Here is a 22821-nt window from a genome sequence, read left to right as displayed (position 1 = left end):
ATGCACGTACCGGCGGCCTCGCGCAAACATTCAAAACGGAAATATTTTCCTTTTCAAGTATTATTTTGCAAGTCGGGCCCCGCCGATTGCCGCGGCGCGGTCAGATCGGCTTGATCAGCTTGAAGTCGAGACCGTCGGCCTCGGCAAGATGCATCGGCATTCGCGCGCGTCCGTCGCGGACGGTGACCGGACCGCGGGCGCCGCTGTAGACGATGTTGCGGCCGGCCACCAGCATCGGGCCCATCGACAACGAGCCGGCCTTGTTCGCGACGGCCTCGAGGAAGCGCAAGCCCTCGTAGCTCGACTGTCCGACCGAGCCGATCGGCGGCGCATTCGGCCCGAACATCGCGCGATAACGGCTCTGGAAGTCGTCATTGGCGCGCGTGCCGGTTCCGGTGAAATAGCCCGAGGCGCAGAACATGTTCTCGCTGTTGTCGGCGCCGATGCCGAGCAGCACGGTATCGTCCATCGCCCCGGCAAGGCGCAGCGTCGTGGCGCCGAGGCCCCATTCGCCGAAAGCCCGGTTGAAGGTGATGCTGTCGGTGCCGATCAGCGAGATCAGCACGACATCGGGCTTGGCGGCGCGGATGCGCGCCAGATGCGGCTCGTGATTGTCCTCGCCGAGGGGAACGAACTCTTCGCCGACGACGTGGCCGCCGGTTTCCCTGATGTAGTTCTTGACCGCACGGTGCGATTGCCACGGCCAGACATAGTCGCTGCCGATCAGATACCAGCGCTGGGCCTTCTTGACGTCGGCAAGCCAGTGGATGGCGGGGCGGCTCTGCCAGCGCGGCGTCTCGCCGATCGCCATCACGCCCGGCGTGCGCTCGCCGCCCTCGTAGACAGGCGTGTAGATGTAGGGGATGCGATGGCGCATGGTGACGTCGCGCAAGGCCACGCGGACCGCGCTGGTGTGCAGGCCGACGATCAGATCGACCTCGTCGAACGCGATCGCCTGCTCGGCACGGTCCAGAACCTCATCCAGCGGCCCGCCGGCGTCGTAGATCGACAGCTCGATCTCGCGGCCAAGGATGCCGCCGCGCTTGTTGATCTCGGCGACGGCGAGCTGCGCGCTGTTGGTGGCGCACGGCCCCCAGACGCCGGGCGAGCCGGTGCAGCAGATGAAGCCGCCGATGCGCAGCCTGTTGGCGCCGCGCCGTTTGAACAAGGCGTGGTCGCTCGGCGACAACGCGCCGCCGGCTGCCGACGACGACAGATTCCTGAACAGCAAAGACGGCGGCAACGCCGGGCCGCCGTGAGCCGGGAAGTTCACCGTCGCGCGCACGCCAACTCCTGTCTGGGACCAGACCTGAAAGCACATTCTACGGGCGGCCGCGGCACCCGCCCTATTGTTGGGCAATCATCCTATTTTGAAAATATTGAAACTTCAACAATTGAAGTGCATATAGATGCAGCATTGATTGCAAGACATTCACTCATTTGGGTCAAGACGAAGTCTTAGCCGTGGCAAAACCGACCAAAGCAAACATCCCGATCACCGAACACCTCGCCTACCTGCTCGCGCAAGCCAACCGGGAGATCAACCGGCAGCTCGAACTGCGGTTGAGCAAAGAAGGGGTTCCCGTCGAGCAATGGCGCATCCTGAAAGTGCTGTCGGATGGCAACGGCCATTCGATGGGCGAGCTTGCGGAGGCCGTGCTGCTCAACCATCCGACCCTGACCAAGATGATCGACCGCATGGTCTCGGACACGCTGGTCTATCGCGTGCAGGATCCGAACGACCGCCGCAAGGTGCTGATGTTCATCTCCGACCGCGGCAAGGTGCTGAGCAAGAAGCTCAACTCGCTCGCGGTGGACCAGGAGGAGCACATCCTGGAGAGCTACGGCGACAAGCCGACGAGCGAGCTCAAGCGGCTGCTGGAGAGCCTGATCGACAGCTCGAATTAGGCGCCGGCTTCGCCGAGCGACCTCACCGCCTGTCGCCCTGCCCGGCGCATAGTTGCGCTCAAACGCGCCCGCAGCTCTTGCGTTTTGGCGCATGCCATCCATGCTGGAGCGAACAGCGACCGGGGGAGCGCGGCATTGGGCATGTTGGCCAAGGCGCCTCATTGGGATGGAAATTGAGGCCGGCCATGACGTCTTTCTACGCCCCCCGTCATCTCGAGCACATTGCCGGGCTCGAAAAACGCTTCGGACCGGTCAGCGACGAGGTGGCAACCGCCCTGAGATCGCTGGTGCGCGTGATCTGCGATTATGAGGATCCCGTGGACGCGGCTCCCTTTCTCGAGCGCTGCATCACGATTGCCGAAAGCCTGCATGGGCCGAGGTCAGTCCTTCCCGACCTCGATAAATGGATCGGTCACGCAAGTGGCGCCGACTTCGAGCATATCGAGCCGTTTCAGCTGCGGCGGCTGGCGATCAAGACCGAAATCTTCGGCGAAGACAGTGAAGCGGTTGCCGAGGAATGCGAAGCGCTCGGCAGGGGCTACGCATCGAGCGGGGGGTATGCGAAGGCCAGGGTGCTGCTGGAGCGAAGCATCTCCATCAAGGAAAAGCTTCATGGCGCGCACAGCGCCGAGGTCGCAGCCGCCGTCGAACTGCTGGCCGAGACGAGCACGCACGTGAAGAAGTGGACGGACGCCAAGGCGGATCTCGAACGCAGCCTCAGCCTCAAACAGAAAGTCTTCGGAAAGCGCAGCGAGGAAGTCGCAAGGTGCCTGCTCGCCTCCGCGATTGTCCACGCCAATGCCAGCACGCGGCAAAGGCCTGGAAGCAGCCGACGAAGCATCGAGGAGGCAGTCGCCGCTTTCAAGCTCGGCCTGGGCATGCTGGAGAAGCGATTTGGACCTGATAGTGTCGAGGTGCAGGTCGCCCTCGAAGAGATGATACGGACCTATGTGGACTGCCGGCAATTCCGGACGGCCGAGCCTCTGTTGAAACGTCTGCTTTCGATATGCGAGCTGGCCTATGGCGAGGATGCGGCTGCCCTGCTCTGGATTCTCGCCGAGTTGGCCGTGGGATATGCGGATGCGGGATCGGAGGCCACCGAGCCCATGCTGGAGCGGGGCTTCGAACTGCTGCAGAATTTCCTCGGCGCGAGGAAGCCGATCTTTCGCAACGCGATCATGGACTATGCAGGCAACAAGTCTGTGCTCTATGGCGAAGGCGTGCTGGAAAGACTTGTCCAGGCGTCGGAGATGTTTCGCCGCAATTTGAGCAAGCGATGGGGAGCGTAGTCGCGCCGGATCTCACATGACGAGCTACGACACCCGAGTTCGGAAATGCTATTGCTGCGGCAAGAAGTCGGAGCATTGCGAGCTCATGAGCTCGAACTCCTGGGGCTCACCGGATCTCGACCAGCGCCCGCCGGGAATGTTCCGCGCCACCGTCGAGGACTGGCTGCAGGAATGCCCCTTTTGCGGTTACGTCGCTCCGAACATCGACAAGGGCGACGCCAAGGCACGCAGCTTCGTCGCCACACCGGAATTCCGGGCCGCCTGCCTCGATCCCCTGGCCGACCCGGCCTCGCGCCGCTTTCTGGTTCGCGCGGCGCAGGACGCCTATTACGGCGACAGGAGATCCGCCTTCCTGAACACGCTCTGCGCGGCCTGGGTCGCCGATGACAACAAAGAGCAAGCGTCCGAGGCACTCACGTTGCGCCTGCGGGCGGCCGCGCATCTCGAAGGGCGCACGATCAAGTCGATCGACACGCGTCTGCTGCTGCTCGACGTGCTCCGGCGGGCGCAACGCTGGGAGGCCGCCGAGGGTTTGGCATCGCAACTGGCCGCCGAGGACCTCGGGTACCCCTTCGCGGACATCGTGGCCTTCCATCGCGGCAAGATCGAAGCGAGGGACAGCCGGCGCTTCACGATCGCGCGGGCGCTCGAGCAAGCTGTAACGGAGGAGGAGTGGTGAGGCATATGTCCAAACCATCTATCCTGACGATCGTCCTTTGCCTCGTTGCCGGCCCCGCTCCTGCTGCGGCGGGATCGTGGAAGCTCGAATTCGACAACCGGGAGCTTCCCTCCCTGAGCTACTCGGAAAACGGAAAGCTGACCTTCGTCCTCGGATGCGGCCGCGCCTTCGGCCTGCACGCAAAATATCCGGGCCAGGCAGCACGCGCCGGCAAGGCCGTTCTGATGATCGGGGACCGCCGCAAGACCATGAAGCTGGTCGGCGAGTTCGAGGGGCTCTCGGGGGAGGACGATGATTTGACCAATTTCGTGCAATGGGATCTGGGCTTCTCGCGGCAGGACCCCGAGCTGTTCGGAAAGCGCTGGAAGCGCGTGGAGAAACAACTGCTCGACCTGATGGAGGGAGCGTCGCCGCTGACGATTTCGAGCAAGACCGCGAGCTATCAGCTTCCGAGGATCGACGCGCCGGGCTGGCGAGGCAGCATCGAGCGATGTGGGCGCTAACGTCGGCAGGCCAGGACCCCGCGCTCGGCGAGCAGATCAACTTCGTGAACGAATGGGGCAAATGAAATGACGTCAAATGAAGCCATCGAAATCCAGCCCAGACGCAAATGGGGGGGCTGGATATTCGTGGCGATCTTCCTGACTGCTGGAGAGTTTGATCGATAGTTCGAATTGAGCTTCGTGAATTGATGCGTGGCGCTTTGCCGAGCGCAAACACTCGTCTGCCGTTCAATGCAAAGCATTCGCGCATCATCGCCAGCACGAGAGGCGGTAGCGTTGGCCGTTCCATGTCGTCCAGCCTACGGCTTTGTTGCTCGCCGGCTTGGCTAAATACCATTGATTGCCATCGGCATGGTTGAAGTAGACGCCGCCCTGCGCTCCGCTGCGTGCATTTGTCAGCTTCACCCATCGCGAGCCATTGTCCGAGAACCTGCCAGACCAGCGTGCTCCCGACGTGCTGGTGCAAGTGCCGCCGTCGCAGGTCGTCTGACTGTCATCGACGGCGGCCCAATTCATCCGCGCCGGGCGGCCGTCGATGTTGCACGACCATGTTCCACCCCACCACCCGCCCACCTGGCTCGCAGGGGCGGGACCGCACGCGTAAAAACTCAGGGGGAGAACACAAATGGCCGATCGCAAGGCGCGTTTGGACATTGTCTGGGCTCCATTCTGTCGGGCCGCGTGATGCGCCTCAATCAAAACACGGATCGAGTTTTGTTGCGGTGATCCAGTTCACAAAGAGCAGCGGCAAAGATGGGGTGGTCTCCGACACGTTGCTCTATCGCCTGGGATCCGCGCGACCGCCGCCGACGAGCGAGCTCAAGCGGCTGCTGGAGAGACTGATCGACAGCTCGAATTGACGCTCCCCGTGCGGCCGGCGATCGGCCGATCGGGTGCGGCAGGCATGTGGAACAAAAGGCGGAACAGCAGGTTGAAGCCTGTTCTCCGTCCATGCGGGGAACAGTCCACTGAGCCGCCGTCTGTTGAGGCCAATTATGGGTCGCGAATGACACCCGCAGTGTTGATCGTCGAAGACGAAATCTTTGTCGCCAGCGACATCGCTCGTATCCTGGAGGATGCGGGCTATCGCGTTGCCGCGATCGCGGCGGATCGCAAGGAGGCCCTGGAAGCGGGCCCCCAGGCGCAAATCGCGCTAGTCGATATCAATCTGCGCGACGGCTCGACTGGGCCGCAGATCGCGCTCGACCTGTCGCGCGAATACGGCACAAAGATCGTTTACGTCACCGCCAATCCCGCGCAGATTGCCCCCCGTGCAGAGACGGCGATCGGCTTCATCCGCAAGCCCTTCAGCGACGATGCGATCCTGACCGCGGTAAACCACGCCGCCGGCGAGGCGCCTCAACCACGTTCTCCGGACGTCACGTTCTTTGCGGCGCCGGACGGCTCATCGAGGTCTTTGGAATCATAGCTATGGCCCGGAGCCCTTTGGGATTCCAGTCGTAGGACATCTTCCCGCCGAGCTGACTGGACATGCTCAAGGTGATCAGCCTTGAGCCGAAGCCTTCCACTGCAGGCGCCGACTTGATCTGCGGACCGCCGCTTTCCGTCCACGCGACGACGACATCATCGCCCACCTCGCTGACGTCCACCGCGACGCGTCCGTCCAGCGTCGAGAGCGCGCCGTACTTCGCCGCGTTGGTCGCGAGCTCGTGGAACGACAGCGCCAGGGGGGTGGCGGAGCGATCGTCGATGCGGAAGTCATCGCCGGTGATCAGGATCCGCTTCGCCTCCGACTGATAGGCCGACAGAAGCTGCTCCAGAAGCCCCTTGAGCGTCGCCTGGTTCGAGGTCGGCTGAGAGCGGGCGCTGTGCGGACGCACGAAATCATGCGCCTTGCCGAGCGACATGATGCGCGAACGCAACTCGTCCGCCAGACCCTTCAGCTCCGGATGCGTGCGTGTCGAAAGGCCGATCAGCCCATTGATCACGGAGAAGATGTTCTTGATGCGGTGGCTCAGCTCCTGGCTGATCATCTCGCGCTGCTCCATCAGGAGCTTCTGCTCGTGGATGTCGGTACAGGTTCCGAACCAGCGGGTGATATTGCCGTCGGCATCGCGGATCGGCAAAGCGCGTCCGAGAGTCCAGCGATAATTGCCCTCGGCGTTCCTCAAGCGATATTCGATCTCGTAGGGCTCGCCGGTCCGCAGCGAATGCCGCCAGCGCTCCCAAGCCTTGTCCTGGTCGTCCGGATGAAACATGCCGTTCCAGCCCTCGCCGTCGGTCGAGCCTTCCGGCACGCCCGTAAACTCGTACCATCTGGCATTGTAGTAGTCGTGGTGACCGTCCGGCAGCGTCGACCACACCATCTGGGGCATGGTGTCGGCCAGAATGCGAAACTTCTGCTCGGTTTCAGAAAGCGCCTGCTTCGCGATCGCTTCGCTGGCCTGCTGCCTTTTCGTGGTCTTGCGATACCCCATCGCACCCACCACCTGGGCGGCCATAACACGCAGGCCCTGCTCCTGCAGCGGCGTCAGGCCAGGTCTGGGCACGCGATCGATGACGCAGAGCGAGCCGAGCGGAAAACCGTCCTGCGTCTGGAGCGGCGCACCGGCGTAAAACCGGATGAACGGGTCGCCTGTGACCAGGGGATTGCCCGCGAACCTCGGATCCCGGGTGGCATCGGGCACGACCATCAGGTCCGACCCCAGCATGGCGTGCGCGCAGAAGGAGGATTCGCGCGGCGTCTCGGACACGTCGAGGCCGTGCTTGGCCACGAAGCGCTGCATCGTTTCGCCGACCACACTGACAAGACATATCGGAGCTTCGCACAGCGCCGCGGTGAAGCGCGTCAGCTCGCCGAAGCCCGCTTCATCGGCAAGGCCTTCGAGCTCGAGCGCGTCGAGGATTTCGGTTCTGGATGGCGGGAAATAGTCTGTGGAACTCATCAAACGGCCTTAACCCCGGTGCCTGCGCCGTCATCGAGCGATGCCGCCCGGCATGATGGCGCCTCCACGTTAAGCCGTCCCGACTTGCATTCCTATGGTCACGAGGTCAGGCGCGCGGACAGCGTTGTCCCCTTGCGAAGCGAGCGCACGCCCGCAAGGTCGTGCCGGGATAACAACATTTGTGAAAGAGGGTTCCATCCGTGCCGAGCACGGACAGGGACTTGATCGAACCGGCCGGCGCGGGCCGGCGGGTTCTCCGATCAGGCATACCGCCCGTGGCAGTGCTTGTACTTCTTGCCGCTGCCGCAGGGGCAATCCTCGTTGCGGCCGACCTTGCCCCAGCTGGTGGGGTTCTTCGGATCGCGCAGCGCGGCGTCGGTGGCCTGCGCACCGAGCGTGACGCTGGCGAGCGCCATCTCGTCCTCGCCGGTGTTCGGGTCGAACTTATGCGCCTCCATCGGCGGCAGGACGGGAGCTTCCTGCTCCGGCGGAACGATCTCGACGCGCATCAGCTGCGCCGTGACGGCCTCGCGCAAGTGAGCGCTCATCTCCTGGAAGAGATTGAAGGCCTCGGTCTTGTACTCCTGCAAGGGATCGCGCTGGCCGTACCCGCGCAGGCCGATGACCTGGCGCAGATGGTCGAGCATGATCAGATGCTCGCGCCAGAGATGGTCGAGCGTCTGCAGGAGAATGGTCTTCTCGACGTAACGCATCACGTCGGGACCCCATTGCGCGACCTTGGCCGCCATGTGCTCGTCGGCCTTGGTCTCGATGCGGTTGAGCAGCTCCTCGTCCGCGATGCCCTCTTCCTTGGCCCATTCGTCGACCGGCAGGTCGAGATCGAGCACGCGCTTCAGCTCGTCCTTCAGGCCGGCGACGTCCCACTGCTCGGCATAGGCATGCTCGGGCACGTGCTTGGCGACGAGATCGTCGATGAAGGCGTGGCGCATGTCGGTGACGGTTTCGGCGACGCTATCGTCCTTCATCAGGTCGACGCGCTGGTCGAAGATCACCTTGCGCTGGTCGTTCTGGACGTTGTCGAACTTGAGCAGGTTCTTGCGGATGTCGAAGTTGCGCGCCTCGACCTTCTGCTGCGCCTTCTCGAGCGCCTTGTTGATCCAGGGATGGATGATGGCCTCGCCCTCTTGCAGGCCGAGACGCTGCAACATGCTGTCGAGGCGATCCGAGCCGAAGATGCGCATCAGATCGTCTTCCAGCGACAGGAAGAACTTCGAGCGACCGGGGTCGCCCTGACGACCGGAGCGGCCGCGCAGCTGGTTGTCGATGCGGCGGGATTCGTGGCGCTCGGAGCCGATGATGTAGAGGCCGCCGGGCTTCTTCACGGTCTTGGCGGGCTTGGAGCCCTTCGCCGGCTCGATCTCGACCGTCTCCTCGGCCTTCAGCACGATGTCGCGGAAATGGGCAATGTCGGCCTTGATCTGCTCGATCTTCCTGGCCTTCTCGGCCTCGTCCTCGATGCCCGCGGTCTCCTGCTGGATGCGCATCTCGAGCGAGCCGCCGAGCTTGATGTCGGTACCGCGGCCGGCCATGTTGGTCGCGATCGTGATCGCGCCGGGCACGCCGGCTTCCGCCACGATGTAGGCTTCCTGCTCGTGGAAACGTGCGTTCAGCACGGCGAACAGCTTTGCCGGCTTGCCGGCGCGGGCCGCCGCGTACAGCTTCTGCATCGAATTTTCGTTTCCGAAATCGATCTGCCGGTAGCCGTGCTTCTTGAGGTATTCGGCGATCACTTCCGACTTCTCGATCGAGGCGGTGCCGACCAGCACGGGCTGGAGCCGCGCATTGGCGCGCTCGATCTCGGCCAGGATCGCGGCGTACTTCTCGTTCTGGGTGCGGTAGACCTCGTCGTCCTCGTCGAGACGGGCGACCGGGAGGTTGGTCGGGATTTCCACGACTTCGAGCTTGTAGATGTCGAACAGCTCGTCAGCTTCCGTCAGCGCCGTGCCGGTCATGCCGGCGAGCTTTTCGTACATGCGGAAGTAATTCTGGAAGGTGATCGAGGCCAGCGTCTGGTTCTCGGGCTGGACCGTAACGTGCTCCTTCGCCTCCAGCGCCTGGTGCAGGCCTTCGGAATAGCGCCGACCGGCCATCATGCGGCCGGTGAACTCGTCGATGATCACGACCTCGTCGTCGCGGACGATGTAGTCCTTGTCGCGGGTGAACAGCGTGTGGGCGCGCAGGGCCTGGTTAATATGGTGCACGACGGAGACGTTCTCGACGTCGTAGAGCGACTCGCCCTTGAGCTGGCCGGCATCGCGCAGCAGCCCCTCGATCTTCTCCATGCCCGCTTCGGTGAGGGTCACCGTACGCTGCTTCTCGTCGACGTCGTAGTCGGACTTGTCGAGCTTGGGCAGGAAGCTGTCGATGGTGTTGTAGAAGTCGGAGCGGTCGTCGAGCGGGCCGGAGATGATCAGCGGCGTCCGCGCTTCGTCGATCAGGATGGAGTCGACCTCGTCGACGATGGCGTAGAAGTGCGGCCGCTGGACCATGTCCTCGAGCCGGTACTTCATGTTGTCGCGCAGATAGTCGAAGCCGTATTCGTTGTTGGTGCCGTAGGTGATGTCGCAGGCATAGGCCGCCTTGCGCTCGGCATCGTCGAGGCCGTGCACGATCACGCCGGTGGTCAGGCCAAGGAAGCCGTAGATCTGGCCCATCCAGCCGGAGTCGCGGCGGGCGAGGTAGTCGTTGACGGTGACGACATGGACGCCCTTGCCGGCGAGCGCGTTGAGATAGACCGCCAGCGTCGCGACCAGCGTCTTGCCTTCGCCGGTCTTCATCTCGGCGATGTCGCCCTCGTGCAGCACCATGCCGCCGATCAGCTGGACGTCGAAATGGCGCTGGCCGAGCGTGCGCTTGGCCGCCTCGCGCACGGTGGCGAAGGCGGGCACCAGGAGATCGTCCAGCGTCTTGCCCTCGGCAAGCTGCTTCTTGAACTCGGCGGTGCGGGCCTTGAGCGCCTCGTCGGAAAGTTTGGAAACTTCGGGCTCCAGCGCGTTGATCGCGTTGACGCGGGACTGATATCCCTTCACCCGCCGGTCGTTGGCGGAGCCGAAAAACTTGCGGGCGAGCGCGCCGATCATGCCTGGTTCCTGTGTTCGCGATTTAACCGCGTTGGCCTAAGAAGTTGTCCCCCGCCTGCCTATCAACTCACCGTGACGCCTGGCGGCGTCAGAGCCCGGACTGCGGGGGTCGTCCGCCATATGGGTGGGAATTGGGCTAGTCTGGGTTCAACGGCCAAAAACGCAGCAAAATAAACGCCATCGCCATGGTCGCGACCGGGCAGAGATATGGCCCGGTCAGGGCCTTGTCAACGGCGGGCGCATTGCGGCTAATTCATCATTTTGACAGACTTTTCGCGTTGCCAAGCCCCCCTGAATTGGGCGAGTGTCCGCCGCGCTTCGAGCAGCCCCCTGCTTCAACATAAGGATTTTCCATGACCACCTCGTTCCCGGTAACCACCGGCCAGCGTTTCCGCCATGCGTCCGCCCTGGCTGGCAGCCTCGCTTTGGCGCTGTCCCTGGCGTTCGCGGGCCCGCTCCGGGCCGCCGACGATCCGGTGCTGGCGAAGGTCAATGGCGCGGAAATCAAGAAGAGCGACGTCGCCATGGCCGAAGAGGAGCTCGGACCGAGCCTCGCCCAGATGGACCCGGCGAGCAAGGACGAGAACGTCCTGTCGTTCCTGATCGACATGAAAATCGTCAGCAAGGCTGCCGAGGACAAGAAGATTGCCGACAGCGAGGAGTTCAAGAAGCGCCTGGCGTTCGCCCGCAACCGGCTGCTGATGGACAGCCTGCTCGCCAATGAGGGCAAGGCCGCCACCACCCCGGATGCCATGAAGAAGGTCTATGAGGAGGCCTCCAAGCAGATCACCGGCGAGCAGGAGGTGCGCGCCCGCCACATCCTGGTGGAGACCGAGGACGAGGCCAAGGCGGTGAAGGCCGAGCTCGACAAGGGCGCCGATTTCGCCGAGCTCGCCAAGAAGAAGTCCAAGGATCCGGGCTCGGCCGATGGCGGCGACCTCGGCTTCTTCACCAAGGAACAGATGGTGCCGGAATTCTCCACGGTCGCCTTCACCCTGGAGCCGGGCAAGATCTCCGACCCCGTGAAGTCGCAGTTCGGCTGGCACATCATCAAGGTCGAGGAAAAGCGCAGCCGCAAGGCGCCCGATTTCGAGCAGGTCAAGACCCAGATCGAGAGTTATGTCACCCGCAAGGCCCAGGCCGAATACGTCGCCAAGCTGCGCGCCGAGGCCAAGGTCGAGCGGCTCGACCAGCCGGCCGCGGATGCCAAGCCCGATGCGAAGCCGGCGGATGCGGCCAAGCCTTCTGACGCAAAGCCCTCCGACAGCAAGATGGCGCCGCCCGCCAAGAAGTAAGAATTTGCTGTCACTTCGCTGACGCCAAGAGTATCTAAGCCTTCGTGATGCCCGGCCCCCGTGCCGGGCATCTGCATATCCAGATCCCACCAAGGCGCCCCGCGATGTCCTCAACCGTCTCCCCGCTCGCCCCCAAGCACGTTCCCGATATGCCCGTGATCGCGGGCGTCCGCCTTGCGACGGCCGAGGCCGGCATCCGCTACAAGAACCGCACCGACGTGCTGCTGGCGGTGATGGACAAGGGCACGGCGGTGGCCGGCGTCTTCACTAAGTCCAAATGTCCCTCCGCGCCGGTGGAATGGTGCCGCGCCAAGCTGAAGGGCGGCGGATCTTCTAAAAAAGGATTGGCGCGCGCGCTCGTCGTCAATTCCGGCAATGCCAATGCCTTCACCGGCAAGACCGGTCGCGCCTCCACCGCGCTGACCGCCAAGATCGCGGCCAAGGCGGTCGGGTGCAGCGAAAGCGAGATCTTCCTGGCCTCGACCGGCGTGATCGGCGAGCCGCTGGACGCGACCAAGTTCGACGGCGTGCTCGGCCGCCTCGCCGAGACCGCGGAAGCGGGCGACTATCTCGCCGCGGCCAAGGCGATCATGACCACCGACACCTTCCCGAAGGTCGCGACCGCGACCGTCAAGCTCGGCAAGGCCAAGGTCACCATCAACGGCATGGCCAAGGGCGCCGGCATGATCGCGCCCGACATGGCGACGATGCTGTCCTTCATCTTCACCGACGCGCCGATCGCGCCCGCTGCGCTGCAGGCGCTGCTCAAGGCCGGCGTCGAGGACACCTTCAACGCCGTGACGATCGACGGCGACACCTCGACCTCGGACACGCTGCTGGCCTTCGCGACCGGGGCTGCCGCCGCGCATGGCGCACCCAAGATCAGCCGCGCCAGCGATCCGCGCCTGAAGGCTTTCACCAAGGCCTTCAATCTGATCCTGGCAAATCTTTCCGAACAGGTCGCCCGCGACGGCGAAGGCGCGCGAAAGCTGGTCGAGATCACGGTCGAGGGCGCCAAGACCAAGGCCTCGGCCCGCAAGATCGCGATGTCGATCGCCAATTCGCCGCTGGTCAAGACCGCGATCGCCGGCGAGGACGCCAATTGGGGCCGCGTGGTGATGGCGGTCGGCAAGGCCGGCGAGCCGGCCGATCGCGACAAGCTCTCGATCTCCTTCAACGGCATCCGCGTCGCCAAGAGCGGCGCGCGCGATCCCGATTATGACGAGGCCCAGGTGTCGGAAGCGATGAAGGCGCCGGAGATCGCAATCAAGGTCTCGCTCGGTCTCGGCAAGGGCCGCGACCGCGTGCTGACTTGCGACCTCACCAAGGAATATGTGGCGATCAACGGGGATTACAGGTCCTGAGTCTTCACCCTCGCCGCGTTCTTACGGGGAGACGGGAACAGTCACCCCGAGATCCGGGCGTCCGCGACCGCTTTCTTGAACAGCGCATTCATCGCGTCCGAGATGCCCTGGGTCGGGCTCACCTCGAAATACAGCCCCGGCGAAGCGCAGCTCTGCATGTTCTGCGCGATCTCGCTGTTCGGCGAGGGACCATAGGGGCCGGCATTGAACGGATCGACCCATTTCATGTACCAGGCGTTGGTGGGCAGCGCGAGATAGGTCGTGTACAGCACCGCGACCTTGACGCCCCGATCCTTCATCGTCTTGCAGAGCGACGCATTGAGCGGCGATTGGCAACGTGAGGACCCCGAGAGCGGCTTCAGGCAGCCCGGATTGCTTTCGTCGGCGACACCGTCGGAGACGAAGAACAGATATTTCAGGGGAGCGTTGGATTTACCGCTTCCGGGGTTGGGGATCTCGTTGTTGATCGCCGGAAAGATGGTGCTGAACTGCGTGTCCTGATCCTTGGTATAGCTGTCGTTGTTGCCGTAGACGCCCATCAGGTCGATGTTGCCGGCCGCCGTCTTCGCGCTCGACAAATTCGAGGACAACGGAAAAAGCGCCCGCAAGCCGATGGTCTTTGACGCCGCGCCGAAATCGTAGATCGCCATGCGGAACTGGTTCGAATAGGTCTGGCTCGCGGCAGCCGTATCCATCAGCGATTGCGTCGCGCTGCGCAGCACGTCGATCCGCGTGGTCACGCCGATGGACTTGGCGAGATTGTAGTAATTGTCGGGGTCGTTGTAGTCGTGACAGGCGAACGCGCACTGGTCGTTCGGCTTGAAGCTGTTGCCGGTGGTCGCGTTGACCAGCTTGGTGACGTCCGCCGGCGTTGCCGCCACGCCCATCGACGGCGAATTGTCCAGCAGGAGGTAGAAGTCGACATAGAGCGGCATGCTCGCCGTCGCCGTCGACGTGCCGCTCGTCGTCAGCGAGGTCTTGCCGATCACGCCGAGGAACATGGTGTTGATGGTGCCTTTGAACGCAACGGTCGAGGTGACCGTCGAGCCGTTCTTGACCACCGTCGGCGTGAGACTGTCGAGCGTATAGCCGGTCAGATTGGCGACGTTGGCATTGAAGATGTTCCTGGCGTCGGTGACGCCCACGGGAATCGAACCGTCCGAGGTCATCGTGCCCGCGGCCGCAAAGGCCGGCGATGCCTTGGCGACCGCGCCGACGCTGGCCGCGTCGGCCGCAGCCTGCAGCTTGGCCCGCATCTGAGTGGCGCGGGAGTAATCGACCGCGCAGCCAACCACCGTGACAAGGGGGACGCAGGCGAGTGCGAAAATCACCGCGACATTGCCGCGCCGGTCGGTTGCGAACCGGCCGATAAGGGAGCAAAGCACGGCGCGCATGGATGGAGCCCGGAATGGTTTAAATATGTTCCCACTCTAGGAACCCTTGATTAAATATGACTTATGGGGCCCCTGGAATCGTGGCCCCTCAGTACGGTTAACGAATCCTTGCGAACGACCCCAGCGAGCGACATTCCGGACATGGCCGATCTCAAACTGACCCTGGTGGTGGCCTGCGCGCTGGTCGATGCCGACAAGCGCGTCCTGATCGCGCAGCGCCCCGAGGGCAAGGCGCTCGCCGGCCTGTGGGAATTTCCCGGCGGCAAGTGTGAGCCCGGCGAGCGGCCGGAGCAGAGCCTGATCCGCGAACTTCACGAGGAACTCGGCATCACCGTCGCCGAACCATGCCTCGCGCCGCTGACCTTCGCGAGCTACGGCTATGAGAGCTTCCACCTGTTGATGCCGCTCTACATCTGCCGGCGCTGGGAAGGACAGGTGGCCTCGCGCGAGGGCCAGGCCTTGGCCTGGGTGCGCGCCAACAAGCTGCGCGACTACCCGATGCCGCCCGCGGATATTCCGCTGATCCCGCATTTGATTGATCTGCTGATGTGAGTTGCCGTGCCCCGGACGCAGCGCAGCGCCCTTGCGGTGCGCTGCTGAGCCGGGGCCCATACTTACCGCAGACTGGGTCCGGCTCTGCGCAGCAGCGTAAGAAAGCTGCAGCGCGTCCGGGACACGGCTCACTCTTTCCCCGCCTTCCTCACCGCCTCCGCCAGGCTCGCCTTCGCCGATCCCGGCTTCAGCGGCTGCTGCTGGCTCGCATGCGGGGCCCAGCCGGAGAGCCAGATGATGTCGAACGTCGCGCGGATGCGGCCGTCGGCATCGGCAAATCGCTCGGCATAGATCTCGGCCATCCGCAGCAGCGTCGCGCGCCGGCTCGGCGTGCGGCGGCGTTCGATCAGCACATTGGCCGCGCCCATGCGGCGCAGATCCTGCATCAAGGCGAACGCATTGCCGTAGCGCACGACGACGCGGTCGACGTCGGTCACTGGCAGCGCGAAGCCCGCCCGCTGCAGCAGCGCACCGACATCGCGCAAATCCGCAAACGGCGCCACGCGCGGCGACACGCCGCCCTCGCATTCGGCCTCGGCCGCCGCAAAGGCCTGACGCAGCTCGGTCAGGCTGTCGCCGCCGATCATCGCGGCCAGCAGCAGCCCGTCCGGCTTCAGCGCCCGACGAATTTGTGCGAACACGCCCGGCAGATCGTTGACGAATTGCAGCGCCAGGGCCGAGGCGACGAGGTCGAGACTGTCCGGCGAGAAGGGAAGTTTTTCCGCGCCGGCCGCATCAAGCGCGATGTGCGAGATGGAGGGAAGGCGCGTGCGGAGGGGCGCCAGACCATCGCCCGGCGTCCAGAGATCGACCGGGGCGTGAAACTCGCGCATCACCGCGGCGAGCCGCTCCACCATGTCCTCGGCGACACGATCGAGCAGGAAGCTTACCGCACCCTGCGCCTGCGCACGCCGCTGCCGCGCGTGCAGCAAGGCGCGATCGAACAAAGCGGGCGGAGTTTGCGGGGGCTGGGCCATGCCGCTGGTTACGCCGATCACGCTGGCCAATGCAATCTCCTCTCTCTTGTCCCGGACGCGCTGCAGCGCTCTTAGCGCTGCTGCGCTGCGACCGGGGCACGAGAGCGTGGCTTGAGCCCGGAAGCGTGGAACGCTAGCCTCCCCCCATGGACGCCGACGCCGCCCCCACCCGTTCTATTGCCTCACCGCTGCGTGCCGCGTGGACGGCCGGCCGCCACGTGCTGGCGCGGGCGGCGCGGCTCGCGCTCGACATCGCGCTGCCGACGCTGTGCGTGTCCTGCCGCGAGCCGGTCGATGGCGAGGGCGTTTGCGCCTCGTGCTGGGCGCGGCTGTCGTTCATCGAACGGCCCTATTGCCCGCGGCTCGGCATCCCCTTCGTCTACGACCCGGGCCCGGACATGCTGTCGATGGAGGCGATCGCGAACCCGCCGGCCTACCAGCGGGCCCGCGCGGCAGTACGCTATGACGACGTCGCGCGCACGTTGGTGCATGCGCTGAAATACCAGGACCGCACGGATCTCGCGCCCGCCATGGGGCGCTGGATGGCGCGGGCGGGCGGCGAGCTGCTGGCCGGGGCCGACATGCTGGTGCCGGTGCCGCTACACTGGCGGCGGGCCTGGCGGCGCCGCTACAACCAGTCCGGGGCGCTGGCGCAGATCATCGAGCGGCAGAGCGGGGTCAGGACGAAGGCCGAGGTGCTGCGCCGGGTGCGGGCCACCGAGCAGCAGATCGGCCTGTCGCGGGCCCAGCGCGCCACGAATGTGCAGGGCGCATTTCAAGTATCCCCGGACCGCCAGGCTGAAATCCAGGGCCGCCGCATTGTCCTGATCGACGATGTCCTGACCTCGGGTGCGACGCTGGATGCCTGCGCACGGGCCCTGCTCCGCGCCAAGGCCGCCCAGGTCGACGTCCTGGTCTTCGCCCGGGTTGTGGATCCCCGGTAAAGTCCCATATAATTCAATGGATTCATGACAAGAGAGCGCCAGACGAGATGACTGCTGCTGTCGAGATCTACACCAGGCCGGGCTGCGGCTATTGTTCCGCCGCCAAGTCGCTGCTGAGCCGCAAGAAGGCGGCGTTCACGGAATTCGACGTCGCCAAGAACCCGTCCTGGCGCAACGAGATGTACGACCGCGCCGGCGAGGGCTCGACCTTCCCGCAGATCTGGATCGGCGGAACGCATGTCGGCGGCTGTGACAATCTCTACGCGCTCGACCGCGAAGGCAAGCTCGACGGCATGCTCGAAAGCGTGAAGGCAACCTCATGAGCGAAGACCGCACGTTCACCGCCGCGATGGTGCAGATGCGCACCGGCCTGATGCCGGGGCCCAGCCTTGAACAAGCCACCAAGCTGATCCGGCAGGCGGCCGCCAACGGCGCCGACTACGTGCAGACGCCCGAAGTCAGCAACATGATGCAGCTGAACCGCAAGGCGCTGTTCGAGCATCTGCAGAGCGAAGAGAACGACACCTCGCTGAAAGCCTACCGGGCGCTCGCGGCCGAATTGAAGATCCATCTCCATGTCGGCTCGCTGGCGCTGCGCTTCTCCGCCGAAAAGGCGGTCAACCGCTCCTTCCTGATCGGGCCCGAGGGCAATGTGCTCGCGAGCTACGACAAGATCCACATGTTCGACATCGAGCTGCCGGACGGCGAGAGCTATCGCGAATCCGCCAATTACCAGCCGGGCGAGACCGCGGTGATCTCCGACCTGCCCTGGGGCCGGATGGGCCTGACGATCTGCTACGACGTGCGCTTCCCCGCGCTCTATCGCGCACTCGCCGAGAGTGGCGCCTACTTCATCACCGTGCCCTCGGCCTTCACCCGCAAGACCGGCGAAGCGCATTGGCACGTGCTGCTGCGTGCGCGCGCGATCGAGACCGGCTGCTTCATCTTCGCAGCGGCCCAGGCCGGCACCCACGAGAACAAGCGCGAGACCTATGGCCATTCGCTGATCATCGACCCCTGGGGCGAGATCCTCGCCGAGGGCGACGTCGAGCCCGGCATCATCATGGCCAAGATCGATCCGGCCAAGGTCGAGACCGCGCGCCGCGCGATTCCCTCGCTCCAGCACGGCCGCCGCTTCGGCGTGTCCGATCCCAAGGCCGGACCGGACCATCTGCACCTCGTGCGGGGATCGGCATGATCCGCTACGCACTTCGCTGCGACCGGGACCACGAATTCGAGAGCTGGTTTCAAAGTTCGACGGCCTATGACCAGCAGGTCAAGCGCAAGCTGGTGGCCTGCCCGATCTGCGGCTCGGCCAAGGTCGACAAAGCGATCATGGCCCCGCGCATTGTCGGCAAGAAGGGCCGCGGCCGTGCGACGCCGCCGCCGGAGCCGGTCACGACTGCCGCCGCGCCCGAGGCCGCGCCGTCAGGGCCGACCTCGCTGCTGATGGCGCAGGAGAAAGAGCTGCGCAACAAGCTCAAGGAGCTGCGCGACCACATCGTCAAGAACGCCGACAACGTCGGCGAGCGCTTTGCGAACGAAGCCCGCGCGATGCATTACGGCGACAAGGAACATCGCCCGATCTATGGCGAGGCCTCGCCGGAAGAGGCGAAGTCGCTGATCGACGAAGGCATCGAGGTCTCGCCGCTGCCGACGCTGCCGGAAGACCGGAACTAAGCCCCCACCAGCACCGCCACGCCGACGACGATCAGCGCGATGCCAAAAATCTCGCGCGGCGCGATCGGCTGCTTGAACGAGTAATAGGCCACGGCTTGTGCGAACAGCACCTCGATCAGAGCGAGCGTGCGGACATTGGCGGCGGCCGTCAGCGCGAAGGCTAGGAACCAGAACTGTGAGGCGAAGGCGCCCATGAAGCCCGCCAGCATCGACGGCTTCCACAGGCCGAGGATCGCCTGCAATATCGCTGGCGCGCGCCAGAGCAGATAGATCGTCAGCACCAGCGTCTGCACGAACAATCCGAGCACCAGCGTGAACGAGGCCGCCGTCACGAAGGAGACGCCAGGCACGTTGATGATGGCGCCGCGAAAGCCGACCGCGGAAAGCGCGAAAGCCGCTGCCGCGACGAGGCCGGTGATGGTCGGCTTCAATTCGGCAAAGCTCTTTTCCCCGCCAGGGCGCAGCGCGGTGATGACGACACCGACGGTCGCGATCACGATCGCCAGCACTTTCAGAAAGGTGAGGTGATCGCCGAGGAAGACGAAGCCGAAGATCGCGGTCTGGATCGCCTCGGTCTTGAGGTACGCCGTCGTCACCACGAAGGAGCGATCGTTCATAGCGAGCAGCATCAGGCCTGTCGCGACGATCTGGCTCAGCGCCCCGAGCAGCAGCCATGGCCAGAACGCGGTCGGCGGCATACCGAGATGATCGCCGGTCGCGATCAGCACCACGCCGAGGAACACCAGTGAGAACGGGAAGCCAAACAGGAAGCGAATATTGGTCGCGCCCCAAGTCCCCAGCGGCTTCGTGAGCGACCGCTGCATCGCGTTCCGCGCGACCTGGCCCAGCGCGGCGACGATGGTGAAGGGAATCCAGAGGCTGGCGACGGTGAGCATGGGAGGGGGCTAAAGTGCTTAGGAAGGTGGGTTTATTAGCGTGACGGGAACATCCTCGCTGGTCAACCACACGAGCGTCATGGGTGCGATGCTCTTGCAACAAGCACACTGTCGTCCCTGCGAACGCAGGGACCCATAACCCCAGGGAGCAGTTTGGCGAAGGCTGCCAACCCGCGCATATCACACCGAACCCCACGAGAGATCACGCGGTATGGGTCCCTGCGTTCGCAGGGACGACGACATTTGCTGGGCGGCATCACACTGTCAAACCAACAGATCACTCAGATCTCGCCAGTCCGGATTGTCTCGCTCGATCAGCTCGATCTTCCAGTCGCGCTTCCAGCGCTTGAGCTGCTTTTCCCGGGCAATCGCCTCCTCGACGCGTTCATAGGCTTCGGTGTAGACCAGCCGATGCACGCCGTAGCGCTTGACGAACTCGGAGCCCTTGCCGGCGCGGTGCTGCTCCATCCGCTTCTGCAGTGAGTTGGTGACGCCGATGTAGAGCGTTCCGTGATGGCGACTGGCGAGGATGTAGACGTAGTACATGCTCGGGGCGCCCGTCTTGGCTAACTCGATGGGCCTGTGGTTATGGGTCCCTGCGTTCGCAGGGACGACACCGCCCGGGGAGTTAGAGATCGCATCTCACTCATACGCCCTCACACCATCGCTTCCGCCACCATCATGTAGTTCACGTCCATGTCCGACGAGAGCGACCATTTGTCGGCGAAGGGCGAGTAGACCACGCCGGTCTGCTCGGTGATGACGAGGCGGTTGTCGAGCAGGTATTTCGTCAGCTCGTCGGGGGTGACGAACTTGTTCCACTCGTGGGTGCCGCGCGGCAGCCAGCGCAGGACATATTCGGCGCCGACGATGGCGAGCGCAAAGCTCTTCCAGTTGCGGTTCAGCGTCGAGACCACCATGAGGCCGTTCGGCTTCAGCATCGCGGCGCAGCGCTTCAGGAAGACGCCGACATCGACGACATGCTCGACCACTTCCATCGCCAGCACGATGTCGAAGCGCTCGCGCGGGTCGATCTCCTCGACCGTGGTGCAGCGGTAGTCGATCGCAAGATGGCCCTTGTCGGCATGCAGCTTCGCCGCGGCGATGTTGCTCTGCGAGGGATCGACGCCGATGACCTGCGCTCCCAAGCGTGACAGCGGCTCGCACAGAAGGCCGGCGCCGCAGCCGATGTCGAGCACGCGCAAGCCGGCGAGGCAGTTGAGGCTGCGCACGTTGCGCTCGAACTTGCGGCAGGCGGCATCGCGGATATAGCCGAGCCGCAGCGGATTGATCCGGTGCAGCGGCGCCATCTTGCCGTTGGGGTCCCACCACTCCGCGGAGAGTTTTGAGAATTTGGCGATCTCGGCGGCGTCGACGGTCGAGCCGGGCTGGGCGGAAACGGAAGTATTTTGCTGCATGCTCATGGTTACGCGCGGTCCTACCGCGTGGTGATCGAACTACGGAAGGCGAGCGGCGAGGCGATGGTCTTGATCGTCTCGATCCCCTCACCGACGCCGCGAATCGTCACGTCGCCGTAGTTGAGAATACGTCCAAGAATGGTCTGGTCGACGTCGACGCTCTCGACCTTGTCCAGCGCCATCTCGAAGGTACGACGCTTGATGAAGCCGGTCTTGTGCACGACCCTGAGATTGGTGACGTCGGTCTCGGTGGTGAAGCGGTGGAACCAGCCCTTGATGGTCCAGTACAGGGCCGCCAGCGCCGCGACGGCTGCGGCCGCCAGGCAGAGCAGAACGAGCCAGTCGATAACAACCTGGCGCGACAGGATCAGCAGGACCAGCGTCACGATCCAGGCCAGGATCGCCGGAAAATAGAAGATCCAGTGCGCATTGGTCGAATACAGCACCTTCTCGCCGGGCTGCAGAATCTCGTCGATATAACGCGCCATGACCTCAGCTAACCCATTGCCCGCACCCGGCCCCGCAGGAACCCGCTTGCCCCCGGCCTCGCCGCTATGTATACGCGCGGTCGGTGTCCGCCAGGACCGTCCGGTGCGGGCCACCATACTGATCCCTTTGAAGGAATGCACGCGTCGTCATGAGCCGCCTCGTGATGAAATTCGGCGGCACATCCGTCGCCAATATCGAACGTATCCGCAACGTCGCACGCCATGTGAAGCGTGAGGTCGACGCCGGCCACGAGGTGGCCGTGGTCGTCTCGGCGATGTCCGGCAAGACCAACGAATTGGTGGCCTGGTGCACCGAGGCCTCGCCGATGCACGACGCGCGCGAATACGACGCCGTGGTCGCCTCGGGCGAGCAGGTGACCTCCGGCCTGCTGGCCATCACGCTCCAGGGCATGGGCATCCAGGCCCGTTCCTGGCAGGGCTGGCAGATCCCGATCAAGACCAGCGACGCCCATGCCTCGGCCCGGATCGAGGACATCGACGGCAGCGAGATCATCAAGCGCTTCAAAGAGCGCAAGGAGGTCGCGGTCATCGCCGGCTTCCAGGGCATCGAGCCCAAGACCAACCGCATCACCACGCTCGGCCGCGGCGGCTCCGATACCTCGGCCGTGGCCGTTGCCGCGGCCGTCAAGGCCGACCGCTGCGACATCTATACCGACGTCGACGGCGTCTACACCACTGACCCGCGAATCGTGCCGAAGGCCAAGAGGCTCGACAAGATCGCGTTCGAAGACATGCTGGAACTGGCCTCCCAGGGCGCCAAGGTGCTCCAGGTCCGCTCAGTGGAACTCGGCATGGTCCACAACATGCCGATCTTCGTCCGCTCGAGCTTCGACAAGCCCGAGGATATCGACCCGCATGCCAACCAGCCGCCCGGCACGCTGATCTGCAGCGAGGAGGAGATCATGGAAAGCCACGTCGTCACCGGTATCGCCTTCTCCAAGGACGAGGCCCAGATCTCGGTGCGCCAGATCGAGGACAAGCCGGGCGTTGCGGCCTCGATCTTCGGCCCGCTCGCGGATGCCAACATCAACGTCGACATGATCGTGCAGAACGTCTCCGAGGACGGCAAGACCACCGATCTCACTTTCACGGTGCCGGCGGCCGATTATACCCGCGCCAAGGACACGATTACCGCCGCCAAGGCCAAGATCGGTTACGCCAGGCTCGATACCGCCACGGACGTCGCCAAGATCTCGGTGATCGGCAGCGGCATGCGCAGCCACGCGGGCGTCGCGGCCCAGGCGTTCTCGGCCCTCGCCGGGCGGAATATCAACATCCGGGCCATTACAACCTCCGAGATCAAATTCTCGGTATTGATCGACACCGCCTATACCGAGCTCGCGGTGCGCACCCTGCACACGCTCTACGGTCTCGATCAGGCCTGAAGCGCGACCACGGTCGCGCTT

General features: G+C 64.3%; 24 protein-coding genes. 14 read left to right on the top strand and 10 right to left on the bottom strand.

The features are described from left to right. Nucleotides 1–100: 100 nt before the first annotated feature. Nucleotides 101–1285 (bottom strand): substrate-binding domain-containing protein, encoded by a 1185-nt coding sequence (locus tag XH83_RS02970; RefSeq protein WP_194405605.1) that lies wholly within the window; start codon nucleotides 1283–1285, stop codon nucleotides 101–103. A 179-nt stretch (nucleotides 1286–1464) separates the two neighbouring features. Between XH83_RS02970 and XH83_RS02965 the strand changes: the two genes are divergently transcribed. From XH83_RS02965 to XH83_RS02950, 4 genes are all read left to right on the top strand, one after another. Continuing rightward, entirely contained in the window at nucleotides 1465–1908 is a 444-nt protein-coding gene (locus XH83_RS02965) for a MarR family winged helix-turn-helix transcriptional regulator (RefSeq protein ID WP_194405604.1), read from the top strand. A gap of 77 nt (nucleotides 1909–1985) precedes the next feature. Next, nucleotides 1986–3197 (top strand): tetratricopeptide repeat protein, encoded by a 1212-nt coding sequence (locus XH83_RS02960; RefSeq protein WP_194405603.1) that lies wholly within the window; start codon nucleotides 1986–1988, stop codon nucleotides 3195–3197. Between the two features lie 85 nt (nucleotides 3198–3282). Then, the gene (locus XH83_RS02955; RefSeq protein WP_210346995.1) at nucleotides 3283–3876 is read left to right on the top strand and encodes a hypothetical protein; all 594 of its coding nucleotides are present in this window, start codon (nucleotides 3283–3285) and stop codon (nucleotides 3874–3876) included. Between the two features lie 5 nt (nucleotides 3877–3881). Beyond that, on the top strand, nucleotides 3882–4379 hold the full coding sequence (locus XH83_RS02950) for a hypothetical protein (protein WP_194405601.1): 498 nt from the start codon (nucleotides 3882–3884) through the stop codon (nucleotides 4377–4379). A gap of 249 nt (nucleotides 4380–4628) precedes the next feature. Here the strand turns inward: XH83_RS02950 and XH83_RS02945 are convergent, their stop codons facing one another. Continuing rightward, nucleotides 4629–5033 carry a DUF6006 family protein gene (locus XH83_RS02945; RefSeq protein ID WP_194405600.1) on the bottom strand — a complete coding sequence of 135 codons (405 nt, stop codon included), beginning with the start codon at nucleotides 5031–5033 and terminating at the stop codon, nucleotides 4629–4631. A 68-nt stretch (nucleotides 5034–5101) separates the two neighbouring features. Between XH83_RS02945 and XH83_RS02940 the strand changes: the two genes are divergently transcribed. Both XH83_RS02940 and XH83_RS02935 read left to right on the top strand, forming a co-directional pair. Next, complete coding sequence (locus tag XH83_RS02940) at nucleotides 5102–5239, top strand: hypothetical protein (RefSeq protein WP_194405599.1); 138 nt, start codon at nucleotides 5102–5104, stop codon at nucleotides 5237–5239. Nucleotides 5240–5397: 158 nt separating this feature from the next. Continuing rightward, nucleotides 5398–5808: a response regulator gene (locus XH83_RS02935; RefSeq protein WP_210346994.1), complete on the top strand. Its 411-nt coding sequence runs from the start codon at nucleotides 5398–5400 to the stop codon at nucleotides 5806–5808. On the opposite strand, the gene XH83_RS02930 is transcribed toward XH83_RS02935, so the two are convergent. After that, nucleotides 5759–7285: a sensor histidine kinase gene (locus tag XH83_RS02930; RefSeq protein WP_194405597.1), complete on the bottom strand. Its 1527-nt coding sequence runs from the start codon at nucleotides 7283–7285 to the stop codon at nucleotides 5759–5761. The genes XH83_RS02935 and XH83_RS02930 overlap by 50 nt on opposite strands. A 260-nt stretch (nucleotides 7286–7545) precedes the next feature. Continuing rightward, nucleotides 7546–10386, bottom strand: a complete 2841-nt coding sequence (gene secA / locus XH83_RS02925) for a preprotein translocase subunit SecA (RefSeq protein ID WP_194405596.1) — start codon at nucleotides 10384–10386, stop codon at nucleotides 7546–7548. A 353-nt stretch (nucleotides 10387–10739) separates the two neighbouring features. Here secA and XH83_RS02920 point away from each other — a divergent pair, with 353 nt between their 5' ends. Then, complete coding sequence (locus XH83_RS02920) at nucleotides 10740–11681, top strand: peptidylprolyl isomerase (protein WP_194405595.1); 942 nt, start codon at nucleotides 10740–10742, stop codon at nucleotides 11679–11681. A 104-nt stretch (nucleotides 11682–11785) separates the two neighbouring features. After that, the gene (argJ, locus tag XH83_RS02915; RefSeq protein ID WP_194405594.1) at nucleotides 11786–13045 is read left to right on the top strand and encodes a bifunctional glutamate N-acetyltransferase/amino-acid acetyltransferase ArgJ; all 1260 of its coding nucleotides are present in this window, start codon (nucleotides 11786–11788) and stop codon (nucleotides 13043–13045) included. A gap of 41 nt (nucleotides 13046–13086) precedes the next feature. Here the strand turns inward: argJ and XH83_RS02910 are convergent, their stop codons facing one another. Further along, on the bottom strand, nucleotides 13087–14439 hold the full coding sequence (locus XH83_RS02910; protein WP_194405593.1) for a TadE/TadG family type IV pilus assembly protein: 1353 nt from the start codon (nucleotides 14437–14439) through the stop codon (nucleotides 13087–13089). Between the two features lie 141 nt (nucleotides 14440–14580). On the opposite strand from XH83_RS02910, the gene XH83_RS02905 reads away from it, so the two are divergent. Further along, complete coding sequence (locus XH83_RS02905; protein WP_194405592.1) at nucleotides 14581–14991, top strand: (deoxy)nucleoside triphosphate pyrophosphohydrolase; 411 nt, start codon at nucleotides 14581–14583, stop codon at nucleotides 14989–14991. A gap of 128 nt (nucleotides 14992–15119) precedes the next feature. Here XH83_RS02905 and XH83_RS02900 read toward each other — a convergent pair whose 3' ends face one another. After that, on the bottom strand, nucleotides 15120–15968 hold the full coding sequence (locus XH83_RS02900) for a methyltransferase domain-containing protein (RefSeq protein ID WP_194408145.1): 849 nt from the start codon (nucleotides 15966–15968) through the stop codon (nucleotides 15120–15122). A 146-nt stretch (nucleotides 15969–16114) separates the two neighbouring features. On the opposite strand from XH83_RS02900, the gene XH83_RS02895 reads away from it, so the two are divergent. From XH83_RS02895 to XH83_RS02880, 4 genes are read left to right on the top strand one after another with little or no spacing between them, the layout of a single operon-like run. Next, entirely contained in the window at nucleotides 16115–16912 is a 798-nt protein-coding gene (locus XH83_RS02895; protein ID WP_194405591.1) for a ComF family protein, read from the top strand. A 47-nt stretch (nucleotides 16913–16959) separates the two neighbouring features. Next, nucleotides 16960–17235 carry a glutaredoxin 3 gene (gene grxC / locus XH83_RS02890; protein ID WP_194405590.1) on the top strand — a complete coding sequence of 92 codons (276 nt, stop codon included), beginning with the start codon at nucleotides 16960–16962 and terminating at the stop codon, nucleotides 17233–17235. Continuing rightward, nucleotides 17232–18110, top strand: a complete 879-nt coding sequence (locus XH83_RS02885) for a carbon-nitrogen hydrolase family protein (protein ID WP_194405589.1) — start codon at nucleotides 17232–17234, stop codon at nucleotides 18108–18110. Before grxC ends, XH83_RS02885 begins: the two co-directional genes overlap by 4 nt. Further along, the gene (locus XH83_RS02880) at nucleotides 18107–18592 is read left to right on the top strand and encodes a DUF1178 family protein (RefSeq protein ID WP_194405588.1); all 486 of its coding nucleotides are present in this window, start codon (nucleotides 18107–18109) and stop codon (nucleotides 18590–18592) included. Before XH83_RS02885 ends, XH83_RS02880 begins: the two co-directional genes overlap by 4 nt. Here the strand turns inward: XH83_RS02880 and XH83_RS02875 are convergent. The 4 genes from XH83_RS02875 to XH83_RS02860 all read right to left on the bottom strand — a co-directional run bounded on the left by XH83_RS02875 (nucleotide 18589) and on the right by XH83_RS02860 (nucleotide 21394). After that, complete coding sequence (locus tag XH83_RS02875) at nucleotides 18589–19488, bottom strand: EamA family transporter (RefSeq protein WP_194405587.1); 900 nt, start codon at nucleotides 19486–19488, stop codon at nucleotides 18589–18591. The genes XH83_RS02880 and XH83_RS02875 overlap by 4 nt on opposite strands. A gap of 264 nt (nucleotides 19489–19752) precedes the next feature. After that, the gene (locus XH83_RS02870) at nucleotides 19753–20034 is read right to left on the bottom strand and encodes a GIY-YIG nuclease family protein (RefSeq protein WP_194405586.1); all 282 of its coding nucleotides are present in this window, start codon (nucleotides 20032–20034) and stop codon (nucleotides 19753–19755) included. A gap of 110 nt (nucleotides 20035–20144) precedes the next feature. After that, nucleotides 20145–20912, bottom strand: coding sequence for a bifunctional 2-polyprenyl-6-hydroxyphenol methylase/3-demethylubiquinol 3-O-methyltransferase UbiG (gene ubiG, locus XH83_RS02865; RefSeq protein WP_194405585.1), 768 nt, complete (start codon nucleotides 20910–20912; stop codon nucleotides 20145–20147). A 14-nt stretch (nucleotides 20913–20926) separates the two neighbouring features. Then, nucleotides 20927–21394: a PH domain-containing protein gene (locus tag XH83_RS02860; protein ID WP_194405584.1), complete on the bottom strand. Its 468-nt coding sequence runs from the start codon at nucleotides 21392–21394 to the stop codon at nucleotides 20927–20929. Nucleotides 21395–21543: 149 nt separating this feature from the next. On the opposite strand from XH83_RS02860, the gene XH83_RS02855 reads away from it, so the two are divergent. After that, nucleotides 21544–22800, top strand: a complete 1257-nt coding sequence (locus tag XH83_RS02855; protein WP_194405583.1) for an aspartate kinase — start codon at nucleotides 21544–21546, stop codon at nucleotides 22798–22800. The last annotated feature ends 21 nt before the right edge of the window (nucleotides 22801–22821 follow it).

The sequence above is a fragment of the Bradyrhizobium sp. CCBAU 53351 genome (assembly GCF_015291745.1).
In the GTDB taxonomy this organism is placed as follows: Bacteria; Pseudomonadota; Alphaproteobacteria; order Rhizobiales; family Xanthobacteraceae; genus Bradyrhizobium.
Note: the sequence above shows the minus strand (reverse complement) of the source record. Positions and strands in the feature narration are given on the sequence as shown.